At 72.9% G+C, this 13,176-nt stretch carries 10 protein-coding genes and 1 tRNA gene; 5 read left to right on the top strand and 6 right to left on the bottom strand.

Annotated features, from left to right (window positions below):
* Positions 1–611 precede the first annotated feature (611 nt).
* The 3 genes from E1283_RS19575 (at position 612) to E1283_RS19565 (ending at position 3,385) form a co-directional block, all read left to right on the top strand.
* Entirely contained in the window at positions 612–1,832 is a 1,221-nt protein-coding gene (locus tag E1283_RS19575) for an acetyl-CoA C-acetyltransferase (protein ID WP_132819391.1), read from the top strand.
* A 287-nt stretch (positions 1,833–2,119) separates the two neighbouring features.
* Entirely contained in the window at positions 2,120–3,040 is a 921-nt protein-coding gene (locus E1283_RS19570; RefSeq protein WP_132819390.1) for a hypothetical protein, read from the top strand.
* Positions 3,041–3,043: 3 nt separating this feature from the next.
* Positions 3,044–3,385 (top strand): hypothetical protein, encoded by a 342-nt coding sequence (locus tag E1283_RS19565; RefSeq protein ID WP_132819389.1) that lies wholly within the window; start codon positions 3,044–3,046, stop codon positions 3,383–3,385.
* Between the two features lie 114 nt (positions 3,386–3,499).
* Here E1283_RS19565 and E1283_RS19560 read toward each other — a convergent pair whose 3' ends face one another.
* Together E1283_RS19560 and E1283_RS19555 are read right to left on the bottom strand one after the other, a co-directional pair.
* Positions 3,500–4,357, bottom strand: a complete 858-nt coding sequence (locus E1283_RS19560; RefSeq protein ID WP_132819388.1) for a Bax inhibitor-1/YccA family protein — start codon at positions 4,355–4,357, stop codon at positions 3,500–3,502.
* Between the two features lie 243 nt (positions 4,358–4,600).
* A tRNA-Leu gene (locus tag E1283_RS19555) sits at positions 4,601–4,682 on the bottom strand.
* 377 nt (positions 4,683–5,059) lie between these two features.
* Between E1283_RS19555 and E1283_RS19550 the strand changes: the two genes are divergently transcribed.
* Together E1283_RS19550 and E1283_RS19545 are read left to right on the top strand one after the other, a co-directional pair.
* Positions 5,060–5,839 (top strand): ABC transporter ATP-binding protein, encoded by a 780-nt coding sequence (locus tag E1283_RS19550; RefSeq protein ID WP_243744955.1) that lies wholly within the window; start codon positions 5,060–5,062, stop codon positions 5,837–5,839.
* A gap of 107 nt (positions 5,840–5,946) precedes the next feature.
* Complete coding sequence (locus E1283_RS19545) at positions 5,947–8,493, top strand: ABC transporter permease (protein WP_132819386.1); 2,547 nt, start codon at positions 5,947–5,949, stop codon at positions 8,491–8,493.
* Between the two features lie 13 nt (positions 8,494–8,506).
* On the opposite strand, the gene E1283_RS19540 is transcribed toward E1283_RS19545, so the two are convergent.
* The 4 genes from E1283_RS19540 to E1283_RS19525 all read right to left on the bottom strand — a co-directional run.
* On the bottom strand, positions 8,507–9,817 hold the full coding sequence (locus E1283_RS19540; protein WP_132819385.1) for an SAM-dependent methyltransferase: 1,311 nt from the start codon (positions 9,815–9,817) through the stop codon (positions 8,507–8,509).
* 180 nt (positions 9,818–9,997) lie between these two features.
* Positions 9,998–11,389, bottom strand: a complete 1,392-nt coding sequence (locus tag E1283_RS19535; protein WP_132819384.1) for an NAD(P)/FAD-dependent oxidoreductase — start codon at positions 11,387–11,389, stop codon at positions 9,998–10,000.
* A 295-nt stretch (positions 11,390–11,684) separates the two neighbouring features.
* Positions 11,685–12,656 carry a Ppx/GppA phosphatase family protein gene (locus tag E1283_RS19530; RefSeq protein WP_132819383.1) on the bottom strand — a complete coding sequence of 324 codons (972 nt, stop codon included), beginning with the start codon at positions 12,654–12,656 and terminating at the stop codon, positions 11,685–11,687.
* On the bottom strand, positions 12,653–13,176 hold a 524-nt coding region (locus E1283_RS19525; protein ID WP_132819382.1), incomplete at its 5' end, for a DUF501 domain-containing protein. The genes E1283_RS19530 and E1283_RS19525, both read right to left, overlap by 4 nt.

Raw genomic sequence — 13,176 nt, 5'->3', positions numbered from 1 at the left:
CGGCAGCACCCCACAAGGCCCGTGCCCGGCCGCGCAGTCCAACAGCCCCAGCCCCGGCGAGCCGGGGGGACGGGGCGAAGCCCCGGGCCGTACCCGGTCAACAGGCCCGAGTGGCGGACCTGGCGCATCCCCAGGCCATGCCCGGCCAGGGCCCCTCGGCCACGCGGCAGCGCGCCCAGCGAGCGGGGGCCCGCAGGCCCGCACCGCGCCAGCCCGCAGACCCAGGCTCCGGGGAACCGGGCGAGCCTGGGAGCGGGGCGTGGCCGCACGCCCAACACCCCCGGGCCCGGGGCGAAGCCCCGCAGCATGCGGGCCCCTCAGCCGCGCGAAAGCGCCAAGCCCAGCGAGCCGGGGGACGGGGCGGAGCCCCGTACCGCGCCAGGCCCGGAGGCCCGGGCCATGCCCGACCAGCGGCCGTGGTCACGGGCGGGGCGGAGCCCCGAGGCAGCGGCAGGCCGTCGCCGGGCCGGGGCACAGGGCCAGGTGCCGTACCCGCGGCTCGTCGGTACCGGTAGGCCGGCAGGCCGGTCCGGCAGGGGTGACAGCCCCACCTACCTGTCGGTAACTTCGTGTCGAGGGCGGGCACCGGCCCGCCGCCGCCGGGAGGAACCATGCCGGAAGCCGTCATCGTCGCCGCCGCCCGCTCGCCCATCGGTCGGGCCTTCAAGGGGTCGCTCAAGGAACTGCGCCCCGACGACCTGACCGCCACCATCGTCCGGGCCGCGCTCGACCAGGTGCCGGCGCTCGACCCGGCGGACATCGACGACCTGCTGCTCGGCTGCGGCATGCCGGGCGGCGAGCAGGGCCACAACCTGGGGCGGGTGGTGGCCGTGCAGCTCGGTCTCGACCGGCTGCCGGCCTGTACCGTCACCCGGTACTGCGCCTCCTCGCTGCAGACCACCAGGATGGCGTTCCACGCCATCAAGGCCGGCGAGGGGGACGTGTTCGTCTCGGCCGGCGTGGAGATGGTGTCCCGTACGGTCAAGGGCTCGTCCGACGGCCAGCCCGACACCCGCAACCCGCTGTTCGCCGAGGCCGAGGCCCGCAGCGCGCACCGCGCCGAGCACGGCGGGGAGGGCTGGCACGACCCGCGCGAGGACGGCCTGCTGCCGGACGTGTACGTCGCCATGGGCCAGACGGCCGAGAACCTGGCCCGGCTCAAGGGTGTGACCAGGGCGGAGATGGACGAGTTCGGGGTGCGCTCGCAGAACCTGGCGGAGAAGGCCCTCGCCGACGGCTTCTGGCAGCGCGAGATCACCCCGGTGACCACGCCGGACGGCACGGTCGTGGCGGCCGACGACGGCCCGCGGCCCGGCGTCACGACGGAGGGCGTGGCGACGCTCAAGCCGGCCTTCCGGCCGGACGGCCTGGTCACGGCCGGCAACTGCTGCCCGTTGAACGACGGCGCCGCCGCGCTGGTGATCATGTCCGACCGCAGGGCCGCCGAGCTGGGCGTGACGCCGCTGGCCAGGATCGTCTCCACCGGGGTCTCGGCGCTCTCGCCGGAGATCATGGGCCTCGGCCCGGTGGAGGCCAGCCGGCGGGCGCTCTCCCTGGCCGGCCTCACGATCGACGACATCGATCTCGTCGAGATCAACGAGGCGTTCGCCGCCCAGGTGATCCCCTCCTACCGCGATCTCGGCATCGACCTGGACCGGCTCAACGTCAACGGCGGCGCGATCGCCGTCGGCCACCCCTTCGGCATGACGGGCGCCCGGATCACCGGCACCCTGATCAACTCGCTGCGCTGGCACGACAAGCGGCTCGGCCTGGAGACCATGTGCGTGGGCGGCGGCCAGGGCATGGCCATGGTGGTGGAGCGCCTGAGCTGAGCGCGTCGCGCGGGCCGGGCGGCGCTCCCCTCGGCCCACGCGCCCTTCGGCCCCTTTATACCGGCGAGACCGAAGCGGACCCGTGATGTGATCCACGCCGGGCTGCCCGGAGAAAGGGCAGCTCAGCGAGGTGGCGCGGGTACGTTTCGGACCAAAGACCTGTCCAGTTCATGACGTTTCGCACTGCACGGCGTGGCCGCGGCCTGGAAACCTGGGATAAGAAGTCTGGGGGTACCTCCCAGGCCGACAGGCCTGGGGGAGGACCAAGAACTTCTGGGAGCGAGTCCGTGAGCGCCATATCCGTGATCCTGCTGGTGACCGCAGGCAGCTGCGTCGCCTCCGCCGCCTTCGGCGCGCTTGCCCTGCGCACCGCGCTCGGCCTGCGCCGCGAGCTCGGCGAGCTGCGCGCGGTGCTGGCCGGTCGCGTGCCCGTCGCCCGGCCGGTCCCGCCCGAGGAGATCCGCACGGCCGTGGCGGCCGCGCTCGCCGACGAGCGGGAGCGCGAGCTGGCCGAGGCCCGCGCCTACTGGGCCGAGCAGGACGCCCGGGAGAGCGAGGGCGCCGGCGGGCTGCTCGGCGGCCGTGGCCTCGGCTACGAGGTGGCGGACGCCGACGAGGAGATCCTGGACGCGTTGCTGGAGCGGTATCTGCTCAGCGACTCCGGCTATCTCCCCGCCCCGCGTGCCGTCCGCGAGGGCGCCGCGTTCCTCCCGCGGCAGGCCGACGACGAGGCCGACGGCGAGGAGGAGCTCCGCGACCAGCCGGACGGCCAGGACGACGCCGGGTCCACCGACTCCGCCGAGCTGGCCGCCGCCCGGCGGCGGCACCCGTCGCACCCCGGCTTCACCCTCACCGGCGAGGCCGTGGAGCGCGGCCCCGGCGAGCGGTCGGCCCGCGAGGAGCAGCGGCACACCGCCGACCGGCTCTCCGTGCTGGCCGAGTCCCGCACCCCGCTGGCGGACGTCCGCCAGGGCCCGATGGGCACGCTCGACCTGCTGCTGTTCGAGGACGGCACCACGCTCTGCCTGACGCCCAGCCACCAGGAGGCCGCCGAGCGGCTGGCCGAGGCGGTGCGGACCGGCGAGACCCCGGTGCTGATGGGCGGCTCGGGCGTCTCCGGCGCCTACGCTTTGACCTTCGCCTGCGGGGCCGAGAGCGTGTACCTGCTGGCGGACCGCGTGGTCGCCTCCACCTACCGGAACGATTGAGGCATGGCGCGCTCCGACACCACTCCCCCCACCCGTGACGACCTGTACGAGGCGGTGGACGCCGCGGCCGACCGGCTGCGGACCCTGCCGGAGAGCCGGCTGCGGCGCGGCGCGGCGGCCGAGGGGCTGGCGCTCGCCCGCGAGCTGACCAACCGCGCGCAGCGCCTGGAGACGCCCTTCGGGGGGCAGCGGCGGCTGCCCGAGGTCGGCATCTACGCGGTGGGCGACCAGGTGGCCGTCGCCGGCTACGACCTGGCGCGGGCCGTCACGGACGCCGGCGACGACGACCCGGCCGCCGGGCGGGCGTTGGCCGAGGCGCTCGACCTGTTGAGCCACCACCGCTGACCCCACCGCTGACCCGACGAAAGGCCGAGGGGCCCGGCGAGACGGTGTCTCGCCGGGCCCCTCATGTCAGCTCGGATCACGTCAGCTCGGATGGATCCTCAGCCGACCGGCCGGTCAGTCGCCCTGCAGGATGGCGATCAGACGCAGGAACTCCAGGTAGATCCAGACCAGGGTCAGGGTCAGGCCGAAGGCGGCCAGCCACGACTCCTTCTCCGGGGCGCCGTAGGCGATGCCGTCCTCGACCTGCTTGAAGTCCAGGGCGAGGAAGCAGGCGCCGAGCACGATGCCGGCGATGCCGAACAGGACGCCGATGAAGCCGTCACGCAGGCCGAGGCCGTTGCCCCCGCCGATCATGGCCACGATCAGGTTGACCGCGGAGAGCAGCACGAAGCCCAGGGCCGCGGCCAGCACGAACTGGGTGAAGCGCTGGGTGACGCGGATGATCCGCTGCTTGTACATGAACAGCACGCCGGCGAAGACCGCCATGGTGCCGATGACGGCCTGCATGGCCGCGCCCGGCGCCACCGCGTTGATCGCGTTGCTGATGGCACCGAGGAAGAGGCCCTCGGTGACGGCGTAGGCCAGGATCAGCGGGGGAGACGGCTCGCGCTTGAAGGACTGCCACAGGCCGAGCCCCATCGCCACGAGGGCGAAGAGCACCCCGAGGCCGATCGGCATGTCGGTGATCCAGGCGGCCGCCGCGGCGACGACGACCGTGCCCAGGGTGATGGCGGTGCGGGAGACGACGCTGTCGATCGTCATCACACCGGCGCGAGTGGGGGCGGGCGGCACGTATCCGCCGTCGGGGCCCACCTGCGGCTGCGCGTACGGGTTACCCGGCTGCGCGTAGGGGTTGGACGGGCTACCCGCGTACGGATTCCCGGTCTGCAGCTGCGGCCCGGCGTTGAAGCCGGCGTAGCCACCGTCCCGACTGAACCCCCGACGCGTGAAGACCGGGTTGCTGCTCCTCATCTCACTCCTCCATGGCCGCACGGCACGACCTTGACTACCAGAGTAATGCGTTAGCAAAGACTGCACGGTAGTGCAGTCGGAGAAACGAGCGAAAGGGGTTTGAAGGTTCCCGTACCGGACCGTGATCCCACCGTCTCCGGGGGCCGACCCGAGGCGGGTGGCGGCGGGAGTGGCGGGGACCGACCGACGAGGTCGGCGGCCTCATCCTCACGGAGGACCGGTCGGAGACCGTGGCGCCTGGTGTGCCCGGAGCCGGACTTGAACCGGCACGCCCCGAAGGCCAGCGAGTTTTAAGCTCACCGTGTCTGCATTCCACCATCCGGGCACAGATCCCAAGCCGTTCCGGGCGCCGTGCGCGCCTGAGGCGTCTACTGAGCTTAACTGGCAGATTCGCCCGAACACCGGTGCCCCAGGCCGATGTTGTCTGATTTTATGAGCCCCTGATGGCTCATCAGACACTGACTACCCGGCCACAGGCCGCTTCGGTCTCGCCCCCACTCCCCTCGCGGCGGCGAGGATTGACGCAAATCAACCCTCCGCATCCTTCCGGGTACTCAGGGATGATCTCCTCCTCAGGTATGACACGTGGCTCCCGGCTGTCCCTCTGAAGAACTCGCCAGAACCGGCAAGGAGGCTGATCCGCGCCAGGAGGCGATGGCCCAGGATGGAAGGTGCCTGCCCCCGTCCCGACAGGAGAAGCTCGTGTCCAGCACCGTCGCCGCCCCACACACCGCGTCCACCGGAGCGGTGGCGGCCCAGGCAAGGGACCTCACCAAGGTCTACGGGGAGGGAGAGACCAGGGTCGTGGCCCTGGACCACGTCTCCGTGGACTTCCGGCAGGCCGAGTTCACCGCGATCATGGGGCCCTCGGGTTCGGGCAAGTCCACCCTGATGCACTGCATGGCCGGCCTCGACTCGATCTCGGCGGGCTCGGCCCGCATCGGGGACACGGAGCTCGCCGGCCTCAAGGACAAGAAGCTCACCCAACTCCGGCGCGACCGGATCGGCTTCATCTTCCAGGCGTTCAACCTGCTGCCCACGCTCAGCGCCCTGGAGAACATCACGCTGCCCATGTCCATCGCCGGCCGTAAGCCCGACAAGCCGTGGCTGGACCGGGTGGTGTCCACCGTGGGCCTGGCCGACCGGCTCAGGCACCGGCCCGGCCAGCTCTCCGGCGGCCAGCAGCAACGCGTCGCGGTGGCCCGGGCGTTGGCCGCCCGGCCGGAGATCATCTTCGGCGACGAGCCCACCGGCAACCTCGACTCGCGCGCCGGCGCCGAGATCCTCGGCTTCCTTCGGAACTCGGTGCGCGAGCTCGGCCAGACCGTGGTCATGGTCACCCACGACCCGGTGGCCGCGGCCTACGCGGACCGCGTCATATTCCTCGCCGACGGCCGGATCGTCGACGACATGCCGGAGCCGACCGCCGAGCGGGTCCTGGAGCACATGAAGCGGTTCGACGCCAAGGGCCGCACCAGCTGACGGCAGCCGTCGGGCCGCTCGCACACCCACCACCCCACCGTCCGTCACGTCCCCGGCCAGGGCAGCCGCCCTCGGAACCGGCGGGCGACCACCTCCCGGGATTCCCCATGCTCCGAACAGCCCTGCGCAATGTGCTCGCGCACAAGGCCCGGCTGCTGATGACCACCCTCGCCGTGCTGCTCGGCGTCGCCTTCGTCTCCGGCACCCTCGTCTTCACCTCCACCATCTCCGAGGCGTTCCAGCGCAGTTCCGAGCGCTCCCTGAGCCATGTCGACATAGCCATCCAGCCGGACGGGGACAGCGAGGCCGCGGAGGCCGCCCCGGGCGGTGCCGCCAACCTCGACCAGGCACTGCTCGACGAGGTCGGCGCCCTGCCCAACGTCGCCGAGGCCATCGGCGACGTCAGCGGCTTCGCCGCGCTGGCCGACACGGAAGGCGACCTGGTCGGGTCCGGCTGGGACACCCGCGGCGCCAACTACTACGCCGGCCAGGGCGGCACGGGCACGGACTCCCGCTACCCGATGACCGAGGGCCGGGCGCCCGGCGCGGCGGGCGAGATCGCCATCGACGCGCACACCGCCGAGCGCACCGGATACCAGGTGGGCGACACCGCCCGCGTCTCGGTCGACGGGCCGGTCCGCGAGGAGACCATCACCGGCGTCTTCACCACGGAGGAGGGCAGCGTCGCCGCCGGCGGCTCGCTGGTCCTCTACGACACCGCCACCGCCCAGGAGCTGTTCGCCAAGCCCGGCGAGTACACCAGGATCACCCTCGCCGCCGCGGACGGCACCTCGCAGACCCAGCTCGACGAGGCGGTCCAGCCGCTGCTGCCGGCCGACGCCGAGGCCCTCACCGGGCAGCAACTCGCGGACGACCAGGCCGAGATGATCGAGTCGCAGACGAGCGGCATGCGCACCGGGCTGCTGGCCTTCGCCGGCATCTCCCTGTTCGTCGGCATCTTCATCATCGCCAACACCTTCACGATGCTGGTCGCCCAGCGCACCAAGGAGCTGGCGCTGCTGCGCGCCGTCGGCGCCAGCCGACGGCAGGTCACCAGGTCGGTGCTCGTCGAGGCGCTCCTGGTGGGCTGCGTCGCCGGCCTCGCGGGCTTCGCGGCCGGCGTCGGCATCGCCGCCGGGCTCCGCGCCCTGATGGAGTCCATCGAGTTCACCATCCCCGAGGGCCCGTTGGTCGTCTCGGGCTCCACCGTGCTCGCCTCGGTGCTCGTCGCCGTCGTCGTCACCATGCTCGCCGCCTACCTGCCGGCCAGGCGCGCCGCGAAGATCCCGCCGGTCGCCGCGATGAACAGCGTGCACGCCGCGCCCACCACCCGCGGCCTGCTGGTCCGCAACACCATCGGCGCGCTGTTCGCCGCCGCCGGCGCCGCCCTGGTGGTGGCCGGCATCAACCGGGACGACTCGGGTGCCACCATGGGCCTCGGCGCCGGGCTGCTGGTGATCGGCGTGTTCGTCCTCACCCCGCTGCTGTCCCGCCCGGTCATCGCCCTGGCCAGCCCGCTGCTGCGGATCTTCGGGGTCTCCGGCAAGCTCGCCAGGCTCAACGCGGTGCGCAACCCGCGCCGCACCGCCGCCACCGCCTCCGCGCTGATGATCGGCCTCACCCTGATCACCGGCCTGACCGTGATAGCCGGCACCCTCTCCCAGGCCATCGAGAGGATGGCCGCCCAGGCGATCAGCTCCGACTACGTGGTCTCGATGGCCAACTTCGCGCCGCTCAACCCCGAGGTCGCCGAGACCCTGGCCGAGCAGCCGGGCGTCACCGGCGTCAGCGGGCTGCGCGCCTCGCCCGCCCTGGTGGCCGACCGCACCGACAGCGACTCGCTGACCGGCGTCAACGGCGAGGCCATCGACCGGCTGGTGACCCCCGACTTCACCGCGGGCTCCTTCGACGGCCTCAGCGGCGACAACGCGGTGATCGACACCGCCACCGCCGACGACCTCGGCCTCACCCTCGGCGACTCGTTCGACGTCACCTTCGAGGACGGCCAGCCCGGTCGGCTGACGGTCACCGGCATCTACGAGGACAGCGAGGTGATGCGCGGCATCCTCCTGGACGACGCCACGCTCGACCCGCACATGGAGCGGATCCAGGACTTCCAGGTGATGGTGGCCACCGAGAGCGGCACCAGCGACGAGACCAAGCAGGCCCTGGAGGCGGCCCTCGGCGACAACCCGGCGATCCTCGTCCAGGACGAGGCCGACATCGCCGAGGACATCGCCTACATCTTCACGCTGATGCTCAACATGCTCTACGGCCTGCTGGCGATGGCCGTCATCGTGGCCGTGCTCGGCGTCATCAACACCCTGGCGATGTCGGTCTTCGAGCGCCGCCAGGAGATCGGGATGCTGCGCGCCATCGGCCTCGACCGGCGGTCCACCAAGCGCATGGTGCGCCTGGAGTCCATCGTGATCGCGCTGTTCGGCGGGGTGCTCGGCGTCGGCCTGGGCGTGTTCTTCGGCTGGGCCGTCGGCGAGATGATGCGGGGCTCGCTCGCCACCTACGAGCTGGTCCTCCCCTGGGACCGGATAGCCGTCTTCCTGGCCCTGGCCGGCCTGGTCGGCGTGCTGGCCGCCCTGTGGCCGGCCAGGCGCGCCGCCAGGCTCAACATGCTGGACAGCATCAAGGCTGACTAGGTCCTGGCCCCAGCTACGCGGCCAGTTCTCGCCGCTCGCCGGCCGCCGGCCGCCACTCCCGGGTGCGCAGCGGCAGCCCGGAGGCCCCGGAGGCCGGCGGGCGGACGGCGAGGATCTGGTTGACACCGATGTGGGCCCGCTCGAAGGACAGGGCCGAGGCGGCCATGTAGAGCCGCCAGACCCGGGCCCGGCCCGGGCTGGTGAGCCGCACCGCCTCGTCCCAGCGGGCCTCCAGGTTCCGCACCCAGTTCCGCAGCGTCAGGGCGTAGTGCTCGCGCAGCGACTCCAGGTCCCTGACCTCGAAGCCGGCCCGCTCCAGCAGGGTCACCGTCCGGCCCACCGGGGCGAGTTCGCCGTCCGGGAAGACGTAGGCGTCGATGAACGGGTCGACGTGGTAGCCCGTCTCGTCCTTCCGGGGGCGGCGGGCGATCTGGTGGTTGAGCAGCCGGCCGCCCTCGGCGAGCAGGCCGAACAGCTGGGAGGCGTACTCGCGGTAGCGCGCGGCGCCGACGTGCTCGGCCATGCCGACCGAGGAGATCGCGTCGAAGGGTCCGTCGTCGGTCTCCCGGTAGTCCTGGACCCGGATCTCCACCCGGTCCTCCAGGCCCTCCTTGGCCACCTGCTCCCGCGCGAACTCCGCCTGCTCCCGGGAGAGCGTGATGCCGACCACCCGCGCGCCGTACTCACGGGCCGCGTGCCGCGCCAGCGCGCCCCAGCCGCAGCCGACGTCCAGCAGCCGCTGGCCCTCGCGCAGGTCCAGCTTGCGGCAGATCAGGTCCAGCTTGGCGGCCTGGGCCGTCTCCAGGCTGTCCTTCGGGGAGCCGAACACGGCACACGAGTACACCATCGAGGGCCCGAGCACGAGCGCGTAGAAGTCGTTGCCCACGTCGTAGTGGTGGCTGATGGCCTGGCGGTCGCGGCGCAGCGAGTGCAGCGGCCCCGAGCGGCGGCGCACCTCCTCGCGGGGCGGCGGCGGTGGCACCGGCACGGGCCCGGCGAGCGCCAGCAGCTCCCGGCCGGCCGCCAGCAGGTCGCGGCCGCCGGTCGCCGCGCCGTCCGGCCGGTTCCAGACCAGGCCGGAGATCACGTCGAGCGCCGGGTAGAGCTCGCCCTCGACGTCGAGTTCCCCGGCCACCCAGGCCCGGGCGAGGCCGAGTTCACCCGGCCGGAACAGCAGTCGGCGCAGTGCTCGTGGGTGCCGGACGACCACGACGGGCGCGTCGGGTGGGCCCGCGACGCTGCCGTCCCAGCCGCGGATCCGGACGGGGGGCGGCGCGCCGAGCAGCCGTTCGACGAGGGTGGCGATTCGCGGTGCAACGCTCATTCGGGACACACCTCCAGGAATAGGGCGGAGTGGCACCCCGCCCACCATGGCACCGAGACCCTTCCGAAACGCCCTTACCGCACCGTCCATTCCGCCGTTCACCCCCACGACCACCCCCGAGACGGCCGAAGGGGCGGCCGGCCGAAGCCGTCCGCCCCTTCGGGACAGTGTCGTGCGCGGTCAGCCGGCGGCCTTGGCCTTGGGCTGCTCCTCGACCTTGCGGGTCGCGGCCGCCGTGACCGGCGCCGCCGCCTCGTAGAACTCCTCGCGCGGGTGCTCCATGGCGCCAAGCGAGACCACCTCGCGCTTGAGGAACAGGCCCAGGGTCCAGTCGGCGAAGACCCGGATCTTGCGGTTCCAGGTCGGCACCGCCATGCCGTGGTAGCCACGGTGCAGGTACCAGCCGAGCCGGCCGCGGAAGCGGAGGGTCAGCTTGCCCAGCTTGATCATGGCCACGCCCTTGCGGAGCCCGAGCCCGGCCACCGCGCCCATGCTGGCGTGCTTGTACTCCTTCTGCGGGAAGCCGCGCATCCCGGAGATGACGTTGTCGCCGAGCACCTTGGCCTGCCGCAGCGCGTGCTGCGCGTTCGGCGGGCACCAGGCGTTCTCGACGCCGGCGGCGCGCGCCGCCAGGTCGGGCACCTGGGCGTTGTCGCCGGCCGACCAGATGTGGTCGGTGCCGGTGACCTGGAGGGTGGGCCGGGTGTCCACGTGGCCGCGCGGGCCGAGCGGCAGGCCGTAGCGGGCCAGCGCCGGGTTGGGCTTGACGCCCGCGGTCCACACGATGGTGTTGGAGTCGGCCACCACGTCGTTGCTGAGCTCGACGTGCCCGTCCACGCAGGACTTCACCGAGGTCTTCAGGTGCACCTCGATGCCGCGCGCCTTCAGGTGCTCGAGACCCCACTCGCCGAGCTTCGGCCCGACCTCGGGGAGGATCCGCTCGGCCACGTCCACCAGGACGAAGCGCATGTCCTCGCGCTTGATGGACGGGTAGTACCTGGTGGCGTCCCGCGCCATGTCCTCGACCTCGCCGATCGTCTCGGCGCCGGCGAAGCCGCCGCCCACGAAGACGAAGGTGAGCGCCTTGCGCCGGACGGCCTCGTCGGTCGTCGAGTCGGCCTTGTCCAGCTGCTCCAGCACGTGGTTGCGCAGGCCGATGGCCTCCTCCACGCCCTTCATGCCGATGCCCTGCTCGGCGAGGCCGGGGATCGGGAAGGTGCGGGAGACCGCGCCGAGCGCGACCACCAGGAAGTCGAAGGGGACCTCGTACGGCTGGCCGACGAGGGGCGCCACCGTGGCGACCCTGCGGTCCTGGTCGATGGAGGTGACGCGGCCGGTGAGGACCTCGGCCTTGGGGAGCACTCGCCGCAGCGGCACCACGACGTGACGCGGGGAGATGCTCCCGGCCGCGGCCTCGGGGAGGAACGGCTGGTAGGTCATGTACGAGCGCGGGTCGACGACGGTGACGGTGGCTTCGCCGTAACGCATCTTCTTGAGGATGCGGCGGGCCGCGTACATGCCGACGTACCCACCACCTACGACGAGGATTCGGGGACGCTCCGTGGTGCTCATGCCATCGAGTATCCACCCGACATCCCCACCCCCCTCGTGAGGGGCTTCACAAGCTTGCACGGGTGTTCTGCTACACTGCGCGACCCTTTGCCGCGCTTGCCACCCGTCGACCGCCGCCCCACCGGCGAAGCCGCTCCTCAGAGGCCCTTTCGACTGCCCGGGGGCGCCGTCGGACGTCGACGCCGACCGGCCGCCGAGCGCCCATCACCGGGGCGCGAACCGGCGGTTGGCGGACAATCCGGCCCCGAACACCCCCAGCGGGGTGGATTCGGGGCCGATCCCCATGTGAAAAACTTCACGAGGTTTCCGTCCGGCGCCCTTCCAGGGCGTGCCAGACGATTCCGTCGAGGATGTCGTGCTCGCTGACCAGGACCTCCCGGGCGCCGGTCCGCTCCATGACCTTGAGCAGCACCAACGCCCCGGCGCCGATCACGTCGACCCGCCCCGGGTGCATCACCGGGATGGCGGCCCGCTCGGCGTGGCCCGCCGCGAGCAGCCGCCGTGTGATCTCCCGCACCCGCTCCACCGGGATCCGCGCGTGGTGGATGGCGGCCGAGTCGTAGCCCGGCAGGTCGAGGGCGATCGCGGCCACCGTGGTGACCGAGCCGGCGAGCCCCACCAGGGTGTGGGTCTCGGTCAACGGCACCCGCTCGGCGGCCAGTTCGAGCGCGGCGTCGATGTCGGCCGCGATGGCGTCGATCAGCTCGGGACCCGGGGGGTCGACGATCACGCCCTCCCGCAGCAGGTGCCGCTCGGTCAGCCGCACGCAGCCGATGTCCACGCTGCGGGCGGCCCGCACCGCCTCGTCGCCGAGGACGAACTCGGTGGAGCCGCCCCCGATGTCCAGCACCAGGTAGGGCGGGGTGAGCCCGGGCAGCCCGGTCAGCTCCCGGGTGGCGCCGGTGAAGGACAGCGCGGCCTCCTCGTCCCCGGTGACGACCTCGGGGGCGACGCCGAGGATCTTCTCGACGCCGCCGGTGAACTCGTCCCGGTTGGCGGCGTCCCTGGTGGCCGAGGTCGCGACGAAGCGCACCCGGTCCGGGGTGATGCCGTGCGCCTCGATCGCGGCCGCGTACTCGCGGCAGGCCGCGAAGGTGCGCTCCAGCGCGTCGGCGGCGAGCCGCCTGGTGCGGTCCACGCCCTGGCCGAGGCGGACGATCTCCATCCGCCGGTCGAGGTCGGTGAGCCGGCCGGTCGCCGGGTCCGCGTCGGCGATCAGCAGCCGGATGGAGTTGGTGCCACAGTCGATGGCGGCGGCGGTGGTCACGGCGCCTCCTCCCTCTCGAAGACCGTCTCGGACGTCGGCTCGGCCGGCCGGGCCACGCAGGGGCCCTTCCGCCACCACTCGGGGAGCATCGCCAGCGCCTCGTCCCCCAGCGGGTTCACCCCGGGGCCGGCCGCCAGCGCGTGCGCGACCAGCACGTGCAGGCACTTGACCCGGTCCGGCATGCCGCCGGCGCTCGGGAAGCCGGGCAGCACCCCGATGGCGTCCCGACGGGCCAGGTAGTCCTCGTGCGCGGCCCGGTAGGCGGCGGCCAGCTCCGGGTCCTCGGCGAGCCGGGCCGTCATCTCCTTCATCACGCCCTCGGCCTCCAGGGTGCCGATGGCGGAGGCGGCGCGCGGGCAGGTCAGGTAGTAGGTGGTGGGGAACGGCGTGCCGTCCGGCAGCCGGGGCGCGGTCTCCACCACGTCGGGGTTGCCGCACGGGCAACGGTGCGCCACGGCGCGCAGCCCGCGGGGCGGGCGGCCGAGCTGCGCCTGGACGGTGGCGGCGTCGGTCGGGGTGG

Source organism: Streptomyces hainanensis, assembly GCF_004348415.1.
Lineage (GTDB): Bacteria > Actinomycetota > Actinomycetes > Streptomycetales > Streptomycetaceae > Streptomyces > Streptomyces hainanensis.
This window is presented reverse-complemented; position numbering and strand designations above follow the sequence as displayed.